The sequence below is a fragment of the Marivirga aurantiaca genome (assembly GCF_016679925.1).
Taxonomy (GTDB): domain Bacteria; phylum Bacteroidota; class Bacteroidia; order Cytophagales; family Cyclobacteriaceae; genus Marivirga; species Marivirga aurantiaca.
This window is the reverse complement of sequence record NZ_JAEQBW010000009.1, coordinates 45,757-65,235: the sequence shown is the minus strand read 5'-3', so window position 1 is coordinate 65,235 and position 19,479 is coordinate 45,757. Positions and strand designations below refer to the sequence as shown.

General features: G+C 37.7%; 14 protein-coding genes. 6 read left to right on the top strand and 8 right to left on the bottom strand.

All coding sequences use genetic code 11. From position 1 onward, the window contains the following. Nucleotides 1-6: 6 nt before the first annotated feature. Both JKA74_RS16320 and JKA74_RS16315 read right to left on the bottom strand, forming a co-directional pair. Nucleotides 7-1,446 (bottom strand): aldehyde dehydrogenase, encoded by a 1,440-nt coding sequence (locus tag JKA74_RS16320; RefSeq protein WP_201432296.1) that lies wholly within the window; start codon nt 1,444-1,446, stop codon nt 7-9. Between the two features lies 1 nt (nt 1,447). Further along, nucleotides 1,448-2,233, bottom strand: a complete 786-nt coding sequence (locus JKA74_RS16315; protein ID WP_201432295.1) for an SDR family oxidoreductase — start codon at nt 2,231-2,233, stop codon at nt 1,448-1,450. A 405-nt stretch (nt 2,234-2,638) separates the two neighbouring features. Here JKA74_RS16315 and JKA74_RS16310 point away from each other — a divergent pair, with 405 nt between their 5' ends. The 6 genes from JKA74_RS16310 (at nt 2,639) to JKA74_RS16285 (ending at nt 7,964) form a co-directional block, all read left to right on the top strand. Then, nucleotides 2,639-3,169 carry a 3-hydroxyanthranilate 3,4-dioxygenase gene (locus JKA74_RS16310; RefSeq protein ID WP_201432294.1) on the top strand — a complete coding sequence of 177 codons (531 nt, stop codon included), beginning with the start codon at nt 2,639-2,641 and terminating at the stop codon, nt 3,167-3,169. A 1-nt stretch (nt 3,170) separates the two neighbouring features. Beyond that, on the top strand, nt 3,171-4,220 hold the full coding sequence (locus JKA74_RS16305) for an amidohydrolase family protein (protein WP_201432293.1): 1,050 nt from the start codon (nt 3,171-3,173) through the stop codon (nt 4,218-4,220). 164 nt (nt 4,221-4,384) lie between these two features. Further along, nucleotides 4,385-4,708 (top strand): methylated-DNA--[protein]-cysteine S-methyltransferase, encoded by a 324-nt coding sequence (locus JKA74_RS16300; protein WP_201432292.1) that lies wholly within the window; start codon nt 4,385-4,387, stop codon nt 4,706-4,708. An 85-nt stretch (nt 4,709-4,793) separates the two neighbouring features. Further along, nucleotides 4,794-6,110, top strand: a complete 1,317-nt coding sequence (kynU, locus tag JKA74_RS16295; protein WP_201432291.1) for a kynureninase — start codon at nt 4,794-4,796, stop codon at nt 6,108-6,110. 1 nt (nt 6,111) lies between these two features. Further along, complete coding sequence (locus tag JKA74_RS16290; RefSeq protein ID WP_201432290.1) at nt 6,112-7,452, top strand: FAD-dependent oxidoreductase; 1,341 nt, start codon at nt 6,112-6,114, stop codon at nt 7,450-7,452. A gap of 89 nt (nt 7,453-7,541) precedes the next feature. Next, nucleotides 7,542-7,964 carry a BLUF domain-containing protein gene (locus JKA74_RS16285; RefSeq protein ID WP_201432289.1) on the top strand — a complete coding sequence of 141 codons (423 nt, stop codon included), beginning with the start codon at nt 7,542-7,544 and terminating at the stop codon, nt 7,962-7,964. 37 nt (nt 7,965-8,001) lie between these two features. On the opposite strand, the gene JKA74_RS16280 is transcribed toward JKA74_RS16285, so the two are convergent. From JKA74_RS16280 to JKA74_RS16255, 6 genes are all read right to left on the bottom strand, one after another. Beyond that, nucleotides 8,002-8,457: a hypothetical protein gene (locus JKA74_RS16280; protein ID WP_201432288.1), complete on the bottom strand. Its 456-nt coding sequence runs from the start codon at nt 8,455-8,457 to the stop codon at nt 8,002-8,004. A 70-nt stretch (nt 8,458-8,527) separates the two neighbouring features. Then, complete coding sequence (locus JKA74_RS16275) at nt 8,528-10,024, bottom strand: MltF family protein (RefSeq protein ID WP_201432287.1); 1,497 nt, start codon at nt 10,022-10,024, stop codon at nt 8,528-8,530. A gap of 377 nt (nt 10,025-10,401) precedes the next feature. Further along, complete coding sequence (locus tag JKA74_RS16270) at nt 10,402-11,724, bottom strand: TolC family protein (RefSeq protein ID WP_201432286.1); 1,323 nt, start codon at nt 11,722-11,724, stop codon at nt 10,402-10,404. A gap of 60 nt (nt 11,725-11,784) precedes the next feature. Beyond that, nucleotides 11,785-14,844 carry an efflux RND transporter permease subunit gene (locus JKA74_RS16265; RefSeq protein ID WP_201432285.1) on the bottom strand — a complete coding sequence of 1,020 codons (3,060 nt, stop codon included), beginning with the start codon at nt 14,842-14,844 and terminating at the stop codon, nt 11,785-11,787. Next, nucleotides 14,844-15,932: an efflux RND transporter periplasmic adaptor subunit gene (locus tag JKA74_RS16260; RefSeq protein WP_201432284.1), complete on the bottom strand. Its 1,089-nt coding sequence runs from the start codon at nt 15,930-15,932 to the stop codon at nt 14,844-14,846. The genes JKA74_RS16265 and JKA74_RS16260 overlap by 1 nt, the downstream gene beginning before the upstream one ends. Before the next feature lie 185 nt (nt 15,933-16,117). Beyond that, nucleotides 16,118-19,420 (bottom strand): TonB-dependent receptor, encoded by a 3,303-nt coding sequence (locus JKA74_RS16255; RefSeq protein WP_201432283.1) that lies wholly within the window; start codon nt 19,418-19,420, stop codon nt 16,118-16,120. Nucleotides 19,421-19,479: the final 59 nt, after the last annotated feature.

Below are 19,479 nucleotides of genomic sequence, written 5' to 3'. Positions count from 1 at the left end.
TATCCATCAATGCGCTATACAAATATTCTTGCTTTCTGTAAAGAAATTTAATGCTTCAAAACCACCCTCTCTGCCCAGGCCACTGGCTTTCATTCCGCCAAATGGCGTGCGTAAATCTCTTTTCATCCAGCAGTTAACCCACACTATGCCGGTTTCCAATTGGGCACTCACTCTATGAGCTCTCCCTAAATCATTGGTCCAGACAGTGCCCGCTAAACCATAAGCAGAATTATTAGCCATTTCCAATGCTTGCTCTTCATTGTCAAAAGGAGTCAAAGTAATTACAGGGCCAAATATTTCTTCCTGATTGACCCGGCAATCAGGACTTAGGTTTTCAAAAACATAAGGGCTTAAGAAAAAGCCGTTTTTACATCTTTCATTGGTGGTGGAGATTTCTTCGCCACAAAGCATTGCACCACCCTCTTCCAATGCTAAATCTATATAGGACTTTATTTTCTGATAATGTCCCCGGGAAACAATAGCTCCCAGATTAGTCTCATTCTCCAAAGGATCCCCTACTTTTAGCAATTTCACCTTAGCTACAAACCGCTCTTTAAAACCCGCATAAATGGATTGCTCAACTAAAATTCTTGAAGCGCATAAACAAATTTCCCCTTGGTTGGTAAAGGAAGCTTTTACTAAAGCATCAACTGTCTTATCCAAATCACAATCTGCAAAAACCACAGCAGGATTTTTTCCGCCTAACTCCAGCGAGAGCTTACGGAACATTGGGGCTGAAATGGAAGCAATTTTTCTTCCTGTAGCAGTGCCACCGGTAAAGGAAACAGCTTTTATTTGAGGACTCTCAATAATGGCATTTCCTATGTCACCACCTAATCCGTGCAGAATATTAAGTACTCCAGGAGGCAAACCCGCTTCAATACAAAGTTTGCTAAACAGATAGGCTGTATAAGGAGTAATTTCTGAAGGCTTGGCTATCACACAATTTCCCGCAGCCAGTGCCGGGGCAATTTTCCATGTAAATAAATAGAGAGGCAAGTTCCATGGAGAAATACAAGCTACTACACCTATAGGTTGCCGCATAGTATAATTAATGGCATCGGGCATGCTGTGCGCATCAGACTTGTATTGTGTAATGGCATGAGCAAAAAAGCGCATATTGGCACTTGCACGGGGAATATCCACAGTGCTTGCCAATTGCAGTGGTTTACCAGTATCTGTAGTTTCGCCCATTGCCAATTCCTCTAAATTTTGAGAAATAAGGTCAGCAATTTTAACCATAATGGCTGCTCTTTCCGCCACATCAGTTTGACTCCATGTTGGAAAAGCTGCCTGAGCTGATTGAATCGCTACTTCTAAATCTGATTGATCAGATTCCGGAACCAGTGAGAAAACCTCAGCAGTAGCCGGATTAATATTTTCCATATATTTTCCGGATGCAGGAGCTCTCAGTTCTCCATTAATGTAATTCTGTATTTTTTCCATATTAAAAACAATCCAACCTGCCACCATCTACAGGCAAATTCACTCCGTTGATATAAGATGCTTTTGGAGAAGCTAAAAACACCACCGCATCAGCTGTTTCATGAGGTTCGGCAAATCTTCCCGCAGGTATTTGTGTATGCATTTCAGCACTTACTTCCTCCAGGCTTTTTCCTGAATCCTTGCTCTTTTTTTGAATGATTGATTCTAATCTCCCCGTCATTGTAAAGCCCGGCAACACATTATTGACAGTGATCCCAAACCCACCTAATTCCTTGGAAAGCGTTTTTGACCAGCTGGCCACTGCTCCGCGCACTGTATTGGAAACTCCAAGATTGGCAATAGGTTGTTTTACCGATGTAGATATAATATTAATTACCCTACCATAGCCAGCAGTTTTCATTCCTGGCAATACAGCCTGCACCAAATGCTGATTACAAATCAGGTGCTGTTGAAAGGCCTGCAAAAAATCACTAGCCAAAGACTCATGAATAGGATTGGGCTTAGGCCCCCCTGTATTATTTATTAAGATGTCAATTTGGTTTGATTGACAGTATTCTTTTATTTCATTTTTCACCGTTTCCGGATCATTAAAATCAGCCACTATAATGTGATGATCTTGCTGCTCTTTAGCGGACAAAACACCTTTCACTTTAGTAAGTTTATCTTTGTCCCTTGCCATTAATGTAACTGAAACACCTTCATTGCTTAAAGCAATTGCAATCGCTTTTCCTATTCCTGCCGTACTACCACAAACCAACGCTCTTTTTCCTGTTAATTTTAAATCCATTTTATATTTCTTTCATGTGTATATAATTGATTTTTAGTTGCCACATGGAATTCGCATGTCCAAATATTCATCCTCGGTTGGTGTTTTAGGAATCATGCTCATTTCAATATGAATGTTGAATAAACCAGCCCCTTTATCAAAACTACGGATAATTTTAGCTTGATTTAATAATTAAGATAAAAGCTCTTTTGCAGATTATCTGAATATTATTTGACGACCTGTTTACGTAGGTAGCCATAATACACTTTTATTAAAACGAACTCCGAGTGAGATTAATTTACCAGAAACCTTTGTTGATAATTATTCCGGAGGTTTTATTCTGAATCTTAATTTCACTAAATTTAAAAGATAAACAAAACAAGAGCTAAATTTTAGCTTAAAATTCACCTATTAATTATTGAATGCATGGCTATTAATAAACCTTTCAACTTAAATAAATGGGTAGATGAGCACCGCGATTTACTCAAGCCACCTGTTGGTAATAAAAACTTATATACTGAGGCGGATGACTATATTGTTATGATAGTAGGTGGCCCCAACGCCCGTAAAGATTACCATTATAATGAAACTGAAGAGCTTTTTTACCAGTTAGAAGGAGAAATAACAGTAAAAGTTCAGGATGAAGGAAAAGCTGTTTCCATGGATTTAGGCCCTGGTGATATGTTTTTATGCCCTGCCAAAACTCCGCATAGCCCCATGCGAAAAGAGGGTTCAATCGGCTTGGTAGTAGAGCGAAAAAGGAAAGGTACTCCCATGAAAGATGGCCTGATGTGGTTTTGTGATAACTGTAACAATAAACTTCATGAAACATACTTTCCATTGGAGGATATTGAAAAAGATTTTATACCAAGATTTAAAGAATTTTACGGCTCAAAAGAATTAAGAACCTGCAATAATTGTGGGCATGTAATGGAGACCGATCTAAGATTTGTGTAAAATGGAAAAAGTTAGTGAGATAGCGCATAAAAGACCCCTGAAAATAGATATTCATACCCATATCCTGCCTAAAACATGGCCTAATTTGAAAGAAAGATATGGATATGGAGGATTTATTAGTCTGGAGCACCATAAACCATGTTGTGCCCGGATGATGATGGATGACAAGTTCTTTCGTGAGGTTGAAGATAATTGCTGGGATCCCGAGGTACGTATAAGAAGCTGTAACCATCACAATGTAGATGTGCAAGTACTTTCTACTGTGCCGGTAATGTTCAGTTATTGGGCAAAACCACATCATGCTCAGGATCTTTCCATGATTTTGAATGATCATATTGCCTCGGTGGTAGCACGTTATCCCGATAGGTACATTGGTCTGGGTACTTTGCCTATGCAGGCACCTGATCTGGCCATAAAAGAATTAGAAAGATGTGTGAAAGAATTAGGGCTGGCCGGAGTTCAAATTGGTACGCATATTAACGATTGGAATTTAGAAGCCCCGGAAATTTTTGCCGTTTTTCAGGCAGCAGAAGATTTAGGAGCATCCATTTTTATTCATCCCTGGGACATGATGGGCAAAGATGAAATGAAAAAATACTGGCTTCCATGGCTGGTAGGCATGCCTGCTGAAACATCCAGGGCGATTTGTTCAATGATTTTTGGAGGAGTATTTGAAAGGTTGCCCAATCTTAAAGTAGCTTTTGCTCATGGAGGCGGATCCTTCCCATCCACTATCGGCCGGATAGGCCATGGTTTCGATGTAAGGCCAGACCTTTGCGCCATAGACAACCCTCATCATCCGAAGAATTATATTGGAAAATTTTATGTGGATTCATTGGTGCATGACCCCAATAGTCTGGAATTTTTGGTAAAAACAATGGGAGAAGATATGATTGCCCTGGGTACAGATTACCCTTTCCCCCTAGGAGAGCTAGAGCCTGGCAAGCTGATTGAGGAAAGTCATCTCAGTGATGAGATTAAAAGAAAATTATTGGGTCAGAATGCCTTGAAATGGTTAGGGCTACACCAGGAACAGCATGTCATTCAATAATCAAAATTTCTTAAAGCGTCTGACGGCTTATAGCCTTCTGACGCAAGAGGATGCTGAGAGGCGTCAGACGGTTTGTAACCGCCTGACGCCTGCTAGCTAATTTAGCAATATTAGTGTGCAAAAAGGTGCCTGCTAAGAAATAAATAGAGGAATATTTCATAGAGATGAGAAAAAAATCACTGTTCCTTCTGGGGCTAATTTATGATCTAAAAGGCACCGAATTTCAATTGGAAGTTTGGCAGAAATTAAATGAAATACCCTGCGGAAAAACCATCAGCTATGGTAAATTTACAGCTCAATTAGGAGATATAAAAAAAGTAAGAGCGGTAGCTAATGCGATAGGGAAAAATCCATTACCGATATTGATCCCATGTCACAGAGTGGTGGGTGCCCAAGGACAACTAACCGGATATGTAGGTGGGCGGGAAAGGAAAAGGCTGTTAATAGAAACAGAACATCATAAACAGCTTAATCTATTTGTCAAATAGCTTTTAAAGTGCTGATAGCCATAAATAAGATTTACCTCGCATCATATAGCTGGAAGCAGTAGTATATTAAATTTTAAAACAAAAAATGAATCAAGTTTACGAGAACTCAAGAGAATTTGCTCAAAAAATGGATCAGCAAGATCCTTTAAAGAATTATAGAAATGAATTTCATATACCAGTGATCAATGGGAAACAGGTAATTTATTATACGGGTAATTCACTCGGCTTACAGCCAAAACGTACGCGTTCTTTTATTGAAAAAGAATTAAAAGATTGGGAGCTCTTTGGAGTGGAAGGACATTTCAACCCGAAAAAAGATAATATCTGGTATCACTTTCATACCTATAGCAAAAAAAGCCTGTCTGCAATTATGGGGGCAAAGCCTGAAGAGGTGGTATCTATGAATAACCTCACAGTCAATTTGCATTTGCTGATGGTGTCTTTTTACAGGCCTACAGCCAAAAAATATAAAATTATAGTTGAGGCAGGTGCATTTCCTTCTGACCAATACGTATTTGAATCTCAACTAAATTGGCACGCCTATCATGGTGGCAACAAATTATTTGACCCGAAAGAAGCCCTTGTAGAAATAGCTCCTAGAAAAGGAGAAAGAAATTTGCGAACTGAAGATATTATTGAAACCATTCAAAAGCATAGCGGAGAATTGGCTTTGGTGTTGATTGGTGGAGTACAATATTATACCGGTCAGTTTTTCAATTTAAAAGCTATTACGGAAGCTGCCCACAAAGCAGGTGCTTATGCAGGCTTTGATTTGGCGCATGCTGCAGGAAATATTAATCTGAAGTTACATGATTGGGATGTGGATTTTGCCACGTGGTGTACATATAAATATTTGAATTCCGGCCCTGGGAATGTGTCCGGTATTTATGTACATGAACGATTTGGTAACAATCCTGAAATCCCACGATTTGCCGGCTGGTGGGGCCATAGCGAACAGGAAAGGTTCAAGATGAAAAAAGGTTTTATTCCAATGGAGGGAGCCGATGGTTGGCAGCTAAGTAATGTAAATATAATAGGTGGTGCTGCACACATAGCCTCATTGGAAATTTTTGCAGAGGCAGGAATGGAAGCTTTACGCAAGAAAAGTGTTTTATTGACGGGTTACCTTGAATATTTGATAAAGGAAGTAAATAAAGAAGAAAAGATATTCGAACTCATTACGCCTGAAAATCCTGAAGAGAGAGGTTGCCAGTTATCCTTACTTACCTTAAAATATGGCAAAGCACTTTTTGATGAATTGATGAATCGTGGTATATTAGGAGATTGGCGTGAGCCAGATGTAATAAGATTGGCACCCGTGCCTTTATACAACACTTTCGAAGAACAATATCAATTTTCAAAAATTTTGAAAGAATCATTGGAGGCCCTAAAACAGAAATAATTTGAGCAGGCAAGTAAAGCATATTGGCATTTTAGGCGCAGGCCTGGTAGGTGCGTTATTGAGCATTTATCTCAGAAAAAGAGGGTATAAAGTAAGTATGTTTGAGAAGCGGGCTGACATCCGTAAAGCAGGGAATGAATCTGGACGATCGATTAATCTGGCCTTAAGCAGAAGAGGAATTAAAGCATTAAAAGAAGTCGGAGTATTTGATGAAGTAAGCAAAATATTATTGCCGATGGAAGGGCGGATGATGCATGGTGTTGATGGCCAATTAACTTTCCAGCCCTATGGCAAAGAAGGACAGTTTATCAATTCTGTTTCCCGAGGGAAACTCAACGAAATCCTAATTAGTAAAGCAGAAGAAGTTGGCGTAGAGCTTAACTTTGAACACACATCTAAAAATGTGAGCCTTGATAATACTCATGTTGAATTTGCCACCCCTGAAAAAAATATTACCCACCAATTCGATTTAATTTTTGGATCTGATGGGGCTTTCTCTCAAATGCGCCAGGCCATGGTGGGAACTAACAGGTATAATTATGAGCAGTATTACATTCCTCATGGATATAAAGAGTTGACAATTCCCCCAACAGAATCCGGTGATTTTGCTATTGCATCCAATGCCTTACATATATGGCCAAGAGGAAAGTATATGTTAATTGCCCTTCCCAATTTAGATAAAAGTTTTACCTGTACCTTGTTTTTTCCTTTTGAGGGAACTCCCTCTTTTGAGAGCCTGCAAACTCCGGAGCAAGTGAGTGCTTTCTTTAGTGAGACTTTCCCCGACAGCCTTGAGTATATAAAAAACATTGGAGAAGAATATTTTAAAAACCCAACCTCTTCATTAGTCACTATTAAATGCTTTCCATGGGTAAAAAATAATTGTGTGTTAATTGGTGATGCAGCCCACGCAATAGTTCCTTTTTATGGGCAGGGAATGAATGCTGGCTTTGAAGATTGTTTTGTATTGAATAAATTATTGGAAGAATATTCAGATGATTGGGACAAAGCATTGCCTCTTTATGAGGAAATGAGAAAAGTTGATGCAGATGCCATCTCAGATTTGGCACTTCATAATTTTGTAGAAATGCGCGATTTAGTAGCAGATGAAAAATTCCTCGTACAAAAGAAAATAGAGGCTATGCTTCATGAAAAATTCCCTGACCAATGGATTCCTCTCTATTCCATGGTTACTTTTAGTGATATGCGCTACTCTGATGCTCTCAAAACCGGTAAGAAACAACAAACCATTATGGATGAAATAATGAGCCGACCTGGCATTCTCGAGAATTGGCAGCAACTTGATTCACATCTAATAATTGACAAGCTTAAAGCCTTCTAAGGACTTGTTCATCGATTCGTAAGAGCTTGAGATAAACAATATTAATTGGAGACAAGTTAATGTTTAACATTAAAACCTATAATAATAATATGTTATCGCAACTTGTATACGTAAGTAAAAGAAAAACCAATTGCACCGAAGAAGAGATTGAGAAAATCCTGGATTCTTGTAAGAAAAACAATCCTCCATTAGATATTACTGGTATTTTATTATACTCCGACACAAAATTCATCCAGTTGGTTGAGGGTGAGTCGAAAACCATCATGAGCCTTTATGATAAAATTAAAGGAGACAGCAGGCATGAAAACTGTATAATGATTTCTCTTTCACCTATCAAAGAGAAAACATTTCCCAGTTGGCACATGGGCTCAAAAAAGCTTAAAAACGGTGGAGTAAGTTATGATACTGAGATTTCTACTGAGCATCAAAGAATCTTCACAAGAATAATGGAAGGGAAACAAGAAGAGGGTGAAAAGGTGTTAAAAACATTACAGAAATTTTTTCTTAACTAAGAACAGGAAATCCTTAGCGATAACCTGCTGCCATTAATCAAATTACAGTATTATCAAGTCCCAGTTCAGAAGTTAGGTAATCGATGGCATTATCCTCTTCTTCTGACACACCATCTGATGCATGGGCAAATAAATACATTGTTTCCAAAACAAATTCTTTAGAAGACTCATTTTCCTCAAAGTATTCCTTAAGTGCTTTTAAAAATTTACTTTCCCACATGCCAAGGTTCTTAATTAAATAACGAAATTCTGCTTTATAAATAAGCATTAGATTTTCTTCCTTTTCTTCTCCCAAATCCTCTGTAGCAAATTCATCTCCTAATATTTTGGCCAATCTTTTCACTGTTATCCACTCATCTTTATCCACAATTCCGTCACTTAAAACCACACGCAAGGCGGGAAACAAATTAACAATATATACAAATTGTTCTTTGTTGAGCTTTATATTTCGCTCTTTGGTATATTCCGAGTAAAGTTTATCAATAGATGTCATATGGGTAATTATATTGTTCTCTTATATCTGAGCTTTGGTTCTATTATTTAATTCGAGCTACGGTTGATATCTAAAATACAGAATTATTAGCCTGTAGATTCTGATCTTCCGGTTTTTTTAATAATTGCTTATACTGTTTAAATCGTTTTAAAATTTCATCCACATAGTTTACTGGTTCAGCACCTCTACAATATCCGTATTTCACCACTGGATCTGAATAGTATCTCTTTTTGGACTTATAGAGCAGGTATTTGGCCACATTGTCAGTCCACACATCCGGGTTACCACCATACTTCTTTGTAAGCCTTCTGGCATCTTCAATATGACCAATTCCTACATTATAGGCCCCAAGAATAAATTTTTGACGCTCCACGCTATCTTCAATAGATTTACTCAAGGTCTTTTGAAGCCAGTTAATATAAGCTGCTCCTGCCATCAGGCTTTCCTTAGGGTCATTCAAATTAACCGCTCCAAACTCTTCTGCCGTGTTTTCCACTAACTGCATAAGACCCTTTGCACCTGCCCAGGAAGAAGCATTCGGGTCAAAATGACTTTCCTGATAAATTAAAGATGCTAAAAGGCGCCAATCCCATCCAATAGTACTTGCTGTTTCTTTTATTTCCTCATCATAAGGCGATAATTTATCACCACTAACTGATGAAAATTCACTGTAGGACCTATTGGCCGATCGTTTTAAGTTTTTAAAATATTTATTATAGACCACATAATAGTCTGTTGTTTTCTGCTTCCTTTCCAGCCAATTATTAATGGTAGATTCCAAAGAATCAGAATTGGATCGTATGGCCCAGGCTATCTTTTGCGAAAAACTAATGGGTGTTTTCACGTCAATTACAGGATAGAAAGTGGCACTTAACATAGCAACATCCTCGTCTGCAACGGTGTATTTAATTTCTCCTTCCGCCACCATCCGGATAAGCTCTTCTACTTCCACACTACTACTATCTTCAATAATAATGATATCGCCCCCTATTTCATCAGATAAATTGGATAAGCGGGAAGCAAAAGCAGAGTTTTTTCTGACATAAACTTTTTCTCCTATTAACTCAATAGGATCCCTTATAAGCAGCTTCTCAATTTGATGTATTTTCATGGAGCGCCAGTTATCCGGTTTTTTCTGAACTAGCACCTGACGAGCCAGATACAAAGGCTCAGTAAAGTCTACATATTTTTTCCGCTCTTTGGTAACAGTAAGGTTAAAAGCAGCTACATCAGCTTCTCCTCGATTTAATTTTTCAAGGGCAACTGCTATGTCATTGGTAATAATAATCCGTAATTCAACATCTATATCATCACAAAACCACTTCAGCATCTCATATTCATAGCCCATTGGCCGACCTTTGTAGATAAAATAACTTGTGGCACTGTTATCTACAATAGCTGTTAAATATCCTCTTTCTTTGATTTCATTGATATCTAGTTCTACCGGATCAATGGCATAGCTGTATATTTCTGGTGAGTTATTATCACTTCTTGGAGAACAGGCTTGAAATGACAAAAAGAATAAAGTAACTAATGATAATAAGAGTATTTTCTTTAGTAAAGTCATATTTTTCTTTCATAAAGACCGTATTATTTTTATACAGCCTTCATTTTTCCAATAAATAATATACGTAAATGTAGGATCTATAGCTATATAAATTTGATTTTTTCGATAAATCCTTATTTATATATAGGGGGATAGAACAAAAATCATGCGATTTTATTGTCTCTGATTATAATCCCACAGTATCACAAGTTCCATGGTTTTCAGCCTTTTGGACCTAAAATAATGATCCCTCCTACATATCATTTGAGATGATCGATCATTTTGATGAAAATTAGATGAAATTTCTGCTCATTTATAAAAATAGGATAGCTGCAGTAACTGTATAGCTATATTACAAACTGCATTAAGGGCTATTAGAAGGTAATTTGAAAATATCTTTAGTATTCAGTGATAGTGGTACCTGTAATTCTTAGAATTTCGATTTCAGCAAGCTTAGCTTCAAACAAGGCATTTAATAACCTGCCAGCTGCCTGCACTGCATTTAACTGAGCTTCTCTGAAAGCCAATGAGTTACTTCTTCCTACTTTAAAACTTTCCAAGGCTATTTCAGCATTATCTTTGGCAACCTCAACATTTTTAACTTCAAGGCGAATCAGCTCCAACCTGTTTTGATAAAGAACATATTGAGTTTCAAGCTGTCCCAGTAATTCATTCTTTAACTGGTCTAACGAAACTTGCTGATTATCCCTGGTAATAATAGCATTCTCAACCCTTCTGTTTCTATTGAACCCATCAAAAATACGCCAGGAAGCAGTAAAGCCATAATTTAAATAAGTACTTTCTGTGGCTCTTAAAAACCCTATAGGATTATTTGACCGCCCCAAACCAGATGTAGCACTAAATGCCAATTGAGGAAGCAGTTCTGTCCTGATTTCATTTTTTTCTTTTTCAGCTATTTTTAAGCCTATTCTGGAAGATATTAAATTATAATTTTCTTCCCTTAATTTGTTTCTCAGCTTTTCTATTTCAAAAAAGCCGTCTATTGTAATGATAGAATCTGCTACAGTAAATACTTGCTCCGCATCCCTTGCCAATAGTACATTTAACTGAACTTTGGCATCACTTAAAGCACCTTTTTGAGAGATATAGGCCGATTGATCCGCGTTGAAATCCACTTGAGCTGACAAATATTCGGATTTGGAAAAATTACCCAATTTATATTTTTCCTCTGCAATTTGCAGGCGTTCGCGAGATAAAGCCAGTGTGTTCTCTAAAATATCAAAGCGACTTTTCTCATTAATAATAGTATAATAAGCAATAAGAATATTGCTAAGCGTATTTTCCACTATTCCTTTTGCATCCCACTGAGCCTGTTCCCTTATATCATTTAATTTATCGTAGGTTACAAACATTCTTGCACCATCAAAAAACACCCAATTTAAGGTGGCGCTGGCACCATAATTATTTGAACGGACGTCTCTCACTACAAATACTGAATCCGATGCGCTTGTACCCTGAAACCGAAGATTATTATCTCCTGCATAAACAGCTTGAATATCCAAAGTCGGCAGGAAACCGGCATTTCCTACACTATAATTATTATTGGCAATTTCGCGATTATTCTCGCTGATTTTAATATCAAAATTATTCTGTAAACCTATTTCAACTACATCTTCAAAAGTCAGGATTTCCTGAGCCTGAATTTGCACCCCAATAAGAGATACAAATAAAGCAGCAATAAAAGTAATTTTATATTTCATTTAATCAACAATATTTAAAATCTGACTATCCTGTTTTAAAAAACCCTGGCTACAATTAAATCAGGAATCCACCCTGGCCAATCTTGCACTTTTGCTTGCCATATAAGAGTAAATGGCCGGAATAACATACAAAGTAAGGCCGGTGGCAAAAATCAACCCTCCAATAATGGCTATCCCCATTGAAACCCTACTTTCTGAACCTGCCCCTAGTGCCAAAGCAATTGGAAGAATACCCAATATAGTGGACAGGGCAGTCATTAATATAGGCCTAAAACGAGATTTAGCAGCCTCTGTGATGGCCTCCTGTAGCTCAAATCCTTGTGCTTTTTTCTGGTTGGCGAATTCTACAATTAAGATAGCATTCTTTGAAACCAAGCCAATTAACATAATAATACCAATCTGGCTAAAAATATTAAGTGTTTCATTAAAAAGCCAGAGAGATAAAAACGATCCTCCTACTGCCAATGGAACAGTAAATAAAATAATAACAGGATCCCTAAAACTTTCAAACTGTGCTGCCAAAACCAGATAGATCAAGATGATAGCAAAAGCAAAGGCAAACAATAAGCTTGATGAGCTCTCGAAGAAATCCAAAGAAGCACCTGTTAATGCCGTGGAATAGGTCTCATCCAATATTTCATCTGCAATTCTATCCATAGATTCCACGCCATCTCCAATAGTTTTGCCTGGTGCCAAACCTGCGGAAACTGTAGCAGAGATATACCTGTTATAACGATACAAGGATGGAGGTGTGGAAGACTCCCCTAAGGAAACAAGGTTATCCAATTGCACCATCTGACCATTACTGGCTCGTACATATAATGATTTTAAATCAACAGGATCATTGCGATCAGTTCTTTGTACCTGGCCAATTACTTCATACTGTTTCCCATCCATGATGAAATAATCAAATCGCTGTCCACTTAACCCTAATTGTAAGGTACGGGCAATGTCAACTACAGAAATACCTAATGATTTGGCCTTTTCCCTATCAATCTGAATATCAATCTGAGGTTTAGTAAATTTCAAATCCAAATCCACTACTGTAAAAGTAGGATCTCCTTTTGCCTTCTCCATAAATTCAGGCAGCTTACTCTGTAATTTTTCAAGTGATGTAGCTTGAATTACATACTGAATAGGTAACCCTCCCCTTCTGCCGCCAATTGTCTGTTGCTGGAAAGCAAAAGCCTCTGCCGCTGGATATTCTGCTAATAAAGGAATATATTCTTCATAAAGTTCTTGCTGGGATTTCTCCCTATCTTCCGGATCTGCCAATCGTATTCGCATAAATGCAGAATTCGCCCCCCTGGTACCAAATCCAGGTGAGGTCACAGAAATCAAACCATCGGTAGGTAAGTTCTCCATGCTCACTTCTACCAATTTATCCACATACTCATCCATATATTCAAAAGTAGCCCCTTCAGGACCAGTGGCATTTACTGAAATTTGGCTTCTATCTTCCAGCGGGGCCAATTCGGAGGGCAGGTTTTGAAAGAGTACATAAATTAATACTCCTGCACCTAAGAAGGCAACAATTCCCAGCCATCTGACCTTCATGAATGAATCCAATGATCTCGAATAGCCATTGTTCAACCAAAGAAAAAAGGGCTCAGTCTTTCTGTAGAACCAGTTTTGTCTTTCTCTTTTTTTCAAAATCCTGCTACTCATCATGGGAGTTAAAGAGAGTGCAACAAAGGAAGAAATTATCACTGCAGTCGCTACTACTATCCCGAATTCCCGAAACAATCGACCAGTAATTCCCTCCAGGAATATTACGGGCATAAATACAGCTACCAAAGCAACTGTGGTGGCAATTACCGCAAAAAATATTTCCGTGGACCCTTTGATAGCTGCTTCCATAGGTTTCATTCCCTCCTCTACTTTGGTGTAGATATTCTCAAGCACAACAATGGCATCATCCACCACTAAACCAATGGCCAGAACAACTCCTAAAAGTGTTAATACATTAATGCTGAATCCTGCGAGATACATCACAAAGAAAGTACCTATTAATGCAATAGGAATGGTAACTACCGGGATTATGGTTGTTCTCCAGTCACGTAGAAATGCAAAAATGATTAATATCACCAGTACAAGTGCTATTAAGATGGTCTGTTGTACTTCGGAAATAGATTCTCTGATATACTCCGTTTGATCGAACCCGATTTCCAGGCTGATGTCTTCCGGCATATCTTTTTTTATTTCCTCCAACCTTTTGTAAAACTCATCTGCAATTTCAATACTATTACTGCCGGGCTGGGGAATCAACACCACTCCTACCATAGGCACGCCATCACGTTTCAATACTGTTCGCATATTAAGCGCGCCCAATTCTGCATACCCAACATCTGAAAAGCGAACAAAACTCCCCTCTGATTCTGCTATGATCAAATCATTAAAATCCTTTACTGAAGTTAATTGTCCCTGCGTTTTTACTACAAGCTCAATCATATCACCCTCGATTCTTCCTGAGGGGAGCTCTACATTTTGTGATTCTACGGCATTTAATACATCTAAAGGGATTAACTGATAAGCGGCCAACTTCAATGGATCCATCCATAAGCGCATGGCATATCGTTTTTCTCCCCATATACGCACTTCACTTACTCCTGAAATAGTTTGTAGTCGCTCTTTAAATGTATTTTCTGCGATAGAAGAAAGCTCTAATAAACTCCTCTGTTCACTATTGATATTCAGGAATACTATAGGATCAGAATCTGCATCTGCCTTGTTAACTGAGGGTGGTTCAGCATCATCGGGCAATCTTCTTATAGCTCCTGATACTTTATCACGAACGTCATTGGCTGCCGCTTCCAAATCCTCTCCCAGATTAAATTCTACCCTTATTTGACTACGCCCTTCTGCACTTGTCGAGGTGATTGTACGAATTCCTGCAATACCATTTACTGCCTCTTCCAGTGGTTCTGTAATTTGGGATTCTACCACATCGGCATTGGCCCCAGCATAATCAGTAGATACTGTAATAATGGGAGGGTCTACTGATGGATATTCCCTTATCCCCAGGAAATTGAAGCCAATAGCTCCGAAGATAAGGATCACCAGAGATAGCACTATGGCTAAAACAGGTCTTTGAATACTTACTTTGGATAATGATGCCATTATTCTTTACCTCCTTCTAGTTTTTTAATCTTTACTTCAGCACGGTCTTTCAATTGTGGTACTCCTGCAATAACCACTGTATCACCAGTTTCTATACCTTTTAATATTTCTACCCGGTTGGAGGTTCTTACTCCCAGTTCCACATCATGAACAAAAGCCTGCCCATTGTTAATAGTAAAGACCTGATGCCCCTCCGATTTTGGCATAATAGCTGTAGTAGGCACTAAAATAGTTTCCGGATTACTATCAAGCGTTAAATTAATACGGATAAACTGTCCGGGAATTAATTCATTATCAGGATTCGGACATTTGGCCCTTACTGTTAAAGTACGTGTAACAGGGTCAATTTGTGGTTCAATTGCATAAACAGTTGCTTTTCTTTCTTCAGAACTAGCCTCCGTTGTAAAGGTAATTTCATTGCCTTGCTTTACTACTGTACTATACCTGCTTGGTATCGCAAACTGTATTTTTATAGGGTTAGTATTATATAAAGAGGCTATCTGAGTGGCCGGTGTTATATAGCTTCCTTCACTGATATAGCGAAGTCCTACATAACCTGAAAAAGGGGAAGAAATACGAGATTTTGCAATTTGTGCTTCCAGGGATTGTATTTCCGCTTCATTGGTTTTTAACTGAGTAAAGGCAATATCATATTCTTCCTGACTTACGGCTCCTCTTTCTAACAATTGCTTTTGCCTCTTTTCAGTTTCTTTATTTAGTTCCGAAGTATACTTTAAGCGCTTAAGATTTGCTCTTAGTTCTGCCACATTTGTTTCAATCAGGATTTGTCCTTTTTTCACATATTGTCCTTCATCAAAATAGATCCTATCTACTTTACCTGATATTTCGCTGGCAAGTTCCACAGATTCATTCGCCAATAAAGAGCCTGTCAGTACCAATTGTTCCTCAAAAGTCTCAAAATTTACTACTTGTGCATCTACACTTATCCTGGTATCTGCAGATTGTGCAGTATCTGAAGGTTTAGATATGGCTCCTTCATTGGACCCTGATTGGTTAAAGTATATAATAACAGCTAAAACAACAATAATTGCAATTATTGAAATAAGCTTTTTGCCTGATTTGTTCATAAACGTTGATGGAAGAATAAACTAATTAATGTACAAACATACGAAGCTTCCTAACTAAAATAAAAGTGATAAGGTTTCCTTTGAGTAGGTATTTATCATCAACGGTGATAGTTGTACGTGAGTGGAAATAAAAAATCCCATCCCGATAATATCGGAATGGGATTTTTATGACATAATCATCTCAATTAGCCTCCAAAGATATAACGGATACCAATCTGACCTCTCCAGGTATTTGCTAAACTAGTAGAAAATCTATACGATTCAATTGGGAAATCAGTAGTACCACTCACAAAGTTAGCTCTATAAATAGGCTCATTACTAGCATCCCTACCTCTATAGTTTAATAAATTATTCTGGAAGGAAACATCAGGCACACCCCACTCAGAATTAAGTAAATTACCAACATTCAATATATCGAAAGTTAATTGCAATTTATTCTTATCAGCCAATGGAATATCCTGAGCCAATCTAAAATCAAATGAACTTACCCATGGTAATTTCGCCCCATTCCTTTCAGAAACCTGACCTCTTATTGAGCTCAAATAAGGATCCTGATCAATATACTGATCTAAAGCTGCGGCTTGATCTGCAGCTGTATAAGTTACACCATCAGATGTAAATTCTTGGAAATTTAATTCTGAAGCATCATTAGGAACATATAAAAGTCTTGCGGAATTATCTCCGAAATTTCCTGAGTAAGTATAGCTAAATCTACCAGCCTCTCCACCATTATAGAAAATAGATAATGTAGTATTTTTCATTGCATAAGAAATAAAACCTACTACTCTGTTTGGCTGATCAAATCTTGTATAACTGATTTCCGGATCATTTCTGTCTTCTTGTACAGTTGCAGACCAAAGTGAGATAGCTTGTGACCCACCTTCTAATCCGTAATCTCTTGCTCTTGACCTTGTGTAGGCCAAACTTGTATTTAAACCTGACTCAAAAGATTTTCTTAACTGGATAGTTGCAGAATAATAGTCACCTTGTTTATTCGCATTTGTTAGTTGGAAAACATTTCTGAAGTCAGGATCATTGGAATAAGATCCATCCCAATAAGGCCTCTGATCAGGCCCATTTAAAGTTCCGTCAGGATCTCTTAAAACAGGGTTATATGCTATTGGAGTTGAAATATCACGGTTATAAATAAATTCAAGCGTACCTACTATTCCAAAAGGAAGTTTTTGATCAACCGCTAAATTTGTTCTCCAAGTTTGTGGCAACTTAAAATCTTCATCCGTAATATTCAATTCACTACCTAATTGCGCTTGTGCACTTGTACCGTCAGGTCTGTATTCATTCACATTAGGAGAAAAAGGTCTTGGGTCGTTATCAAAATCATTTTCATACCCTTCATCTCCTGGATTAAGAAGCCTGGATCTGTCTAATCCAATACCACCTCTGATTACTCCATTACCATTTACCTGATTGGAGAGCCAAACAAAAGGTATTCTACCTGAGAAAACTCCTGTTCCACCTCTTAACTGAGTAGTTTTATTTCCGAATACATCCCAGTTAAAGCCTACTCTTGGTGACCATAATGGTTTTACTTTGGGCAGTGTAGACACATCAGGGGTAAAAGTTTCGCCATTTATATCAGTATACTCCTTATTGAGTGCATCTAAAGTTTCATTTCTTGGCAAATCAATAGGATAAAAAGGCAGATCAACTCTTACTCCGTAAGTCAATTTAAAATCATTAGAAACCTGAAACTCATCCTGAACATACAAACCTAATTGGCCAAACCTTGTTTGATCGGTTGGAGGAGTTGTACTTCCATCATATGCAAAAGATTGAGCCCAAGCCAAAGGCTGAATAGTAGGATCTCTGTCTATTACAGCACCTACAAAATCATCATAAGAACCATATCTATAAAAGCCATTCCACGCAGGATTAAAAGCATTGTCAAATGTCATATATTCAAGGTTTACACCTCCAGTTATGGTGTGATCTACCATGAAATAACTCACATTATTAGTAATATTCAAAGTATTGTTTTCCAATAAATTACCTACAGAATACAATTCATTACCTACTGCGGTATAATATAAATCATTACCTGACTCATCTTCCTCCAATACTTCTATAAATGGGAAAGCCTGCCCACCCGGTATCCCTCTTTTAGGATCTGTAACAGATGTATAACCAATATTTAAATTATTAAATAACTTGTCACTTAACTTTGAATTAAGTTCACCTACCCAGGAAGTTATTTCTCTATCATTTGTATAATTGGAATTGGAGAAAGTCATTGCTTCAATTCCCTGACGAGAAGTATTTCTAAATCTTTCATCAATAAATCTGATAGAATTTCCATTAATTCTCACATCGTTAAAGGCAGAATATTGATTAAATCTTACAGATAATTTATGATCGCGATTAATGTTCCAGTCAATCCTTGCATTTAATCTTTGAGTTTCGGAGGCAAAAGGATAATTTTCGTACTGACCCGGATCATAATCATATAAGTCAATTAGTGAACTTCTTATAAAATCTAAACGCTCAGCAGGAACCCTTGAAACTGTTAAGCCATCTGGTTGTTTACCTGGTCTTGAAGCTTCTCTATTAAACCCAGGGATAAATTCTTCTTCTTGTTCATATGACACGAAAAAGAATAATTTATCTTTTATTATCGGACCACCTAACCTGATACCTCTAATTTGGTTTTCAGAATCACTAACATTCAATCGAGTTTCACCAACTTTGTCACCAATCAATTGATCGTTTCTTAAGTAATAATAAACTGATCCTTCAAACTGATTGGAACCAGATTTAGTAATTGCATTAACATTAGCTCCTGTAAAACCACTTTGACGAACATCAAATGGGGCGAGGTTAACTTGTACTTGCTCAATAACATCCAATGAGATTGGGCTACCACCAGCAAATTGCGAGGATCCCAGGCCGAAGTTATTGTTATATATGTTACCATCTATTGTGTAATTGTTGAATCTATTATCTCTACCTGCAAATGAAGTTCCATTTGATTGAGGAGTTAATCTAGTGAAATCGTTAATGTCACGATTAATTGTTGGCAAAGCGTTAATTTGCTTGTTATCCAAATTAGTAGTAGCACCAGTTCTATCAGCATCAAAAATAGGATTTCTTTCACCTTTAATCACAACCTCTCCCAACTGTTCAATATCAGAACTCATCTCTATATTTATTGTTGTTGACTGGCCTAAACCCACATTTAAATCTGTTATAGACTTAGTAGCATAGCCAATAAAAGAAACTGTTAGGGTATAAGGTGAACCCACTCTAACATTGGGTATAATAAATCTACCATCCATATTAGTTACTGCACCATACTTGGTTCCACTTGGAACATGTTCTGCAATTACGTTGGCTCCTGGTAAGATTTCCCCAGTTTCATCGTAAACTTTACCGGAAAACCCACCGGTAGTTACTCCCTGAGCAAAAGCCCATCCGGCCGACAGCATCAAAACAATCGTCAAACCATAAATTTTTTGTAAATTTCTTTTCATCTTCTTTGTTTGTTTTTCAGTTCAAAATTACGCCTACTTATTTATAAACTTTTCTATCC

Bases quoted from the DNA above. Each gene is read 5' to 3' on its own strand.
- JKA74_RS16320 (WP_201432296.1), bottom strand. From the start codon at position 1,446: ATGGAAAAAATACAGAATTACATTAATGGAGAACTGAGAGCTCCTGCA.
- JKA74_RS16315 (WP_201432295.1), bottom strand. From the start codon at position 2,233: ATGGATTTAAAATTAACAGGAAAAAGAGCGTTGGTTTGTGGTAGTACG.
- JKA74_RS16310 (WP_201432294.1), top strand. From the start codon at position 2,639: ATGGCTATTAATAAACCTTTCAACTTAAATAAATGGGTAGATGAGCAC.
- JKA74_RS16305 (WP_201432293.1), top strand. From the start codon at position 3,171: ATGGAAAAAGTTAGTGAGATAGCGCATAAAAGACCCCTGAAAATAGAT.
- JKA74_RS16300 (WP_201432292.1), top strand. From the start codon at position 4,385: ATGAGAAAAAAATCACTGTTCCTTCTGGGGCTAATTTATGATCTAAAA.
- kynU (WP_201432291.1), top strand. From the start codon at position 4,794: ATGAATCAAGTTTACGAGAACTCAAGAGAATTTGCTCAAAAAATGGAT.
- JKA74_RS16285 (WP_201432289.1), top strand. From the start codon at position 7,542: ATGTTATCGCAACTTGTATACGTAAGTAAAAGAAAAACCAATTGCACC.
- JKA74_RS16280 (WP_201432288.1), bottom strand. From the start codon at position 8,457: ATGACATCTATTGATAAACTTTACTCGGAATATACCAAAGAGCGAAAT.
- JKA74_RS16275 (WP_201432287.1), bottom strand. From the start codon at position 10,024: ATGACTTTACTAAAGAAAATACTCTTATTATCATTAGTTACTTTATTC.
- JKA74_RS16270 (WP_201432286.1), bottom strand. From the start codon at position 11,724: ATGAAATATAAAATTACTTTTATTGCTGCTTTATTTGTATCTCTTATT.
- JKA74_RS16265 (WP_201432285.1), bottom strand. From the start codon at position 14,844: ATGGCATCATTATCCAAAGTAAGTATTCAAAGACCTGTTTTAGCCATA.
- JKA74_RS16260 (WP_201432284.1), bottom strand. From the start codon at position 15,932: ATGAACAAATCAGGCAAAAAGCTTATTTCAATAATTGCAATTATTGTT.
- JKA74_RS16255 (WP_201432283.1), bottom strand. From the start codon at position 19,420: ATGAAAAGAAATTTACAAAAAATTTATGGTTTGACGATTGTTTTGATG.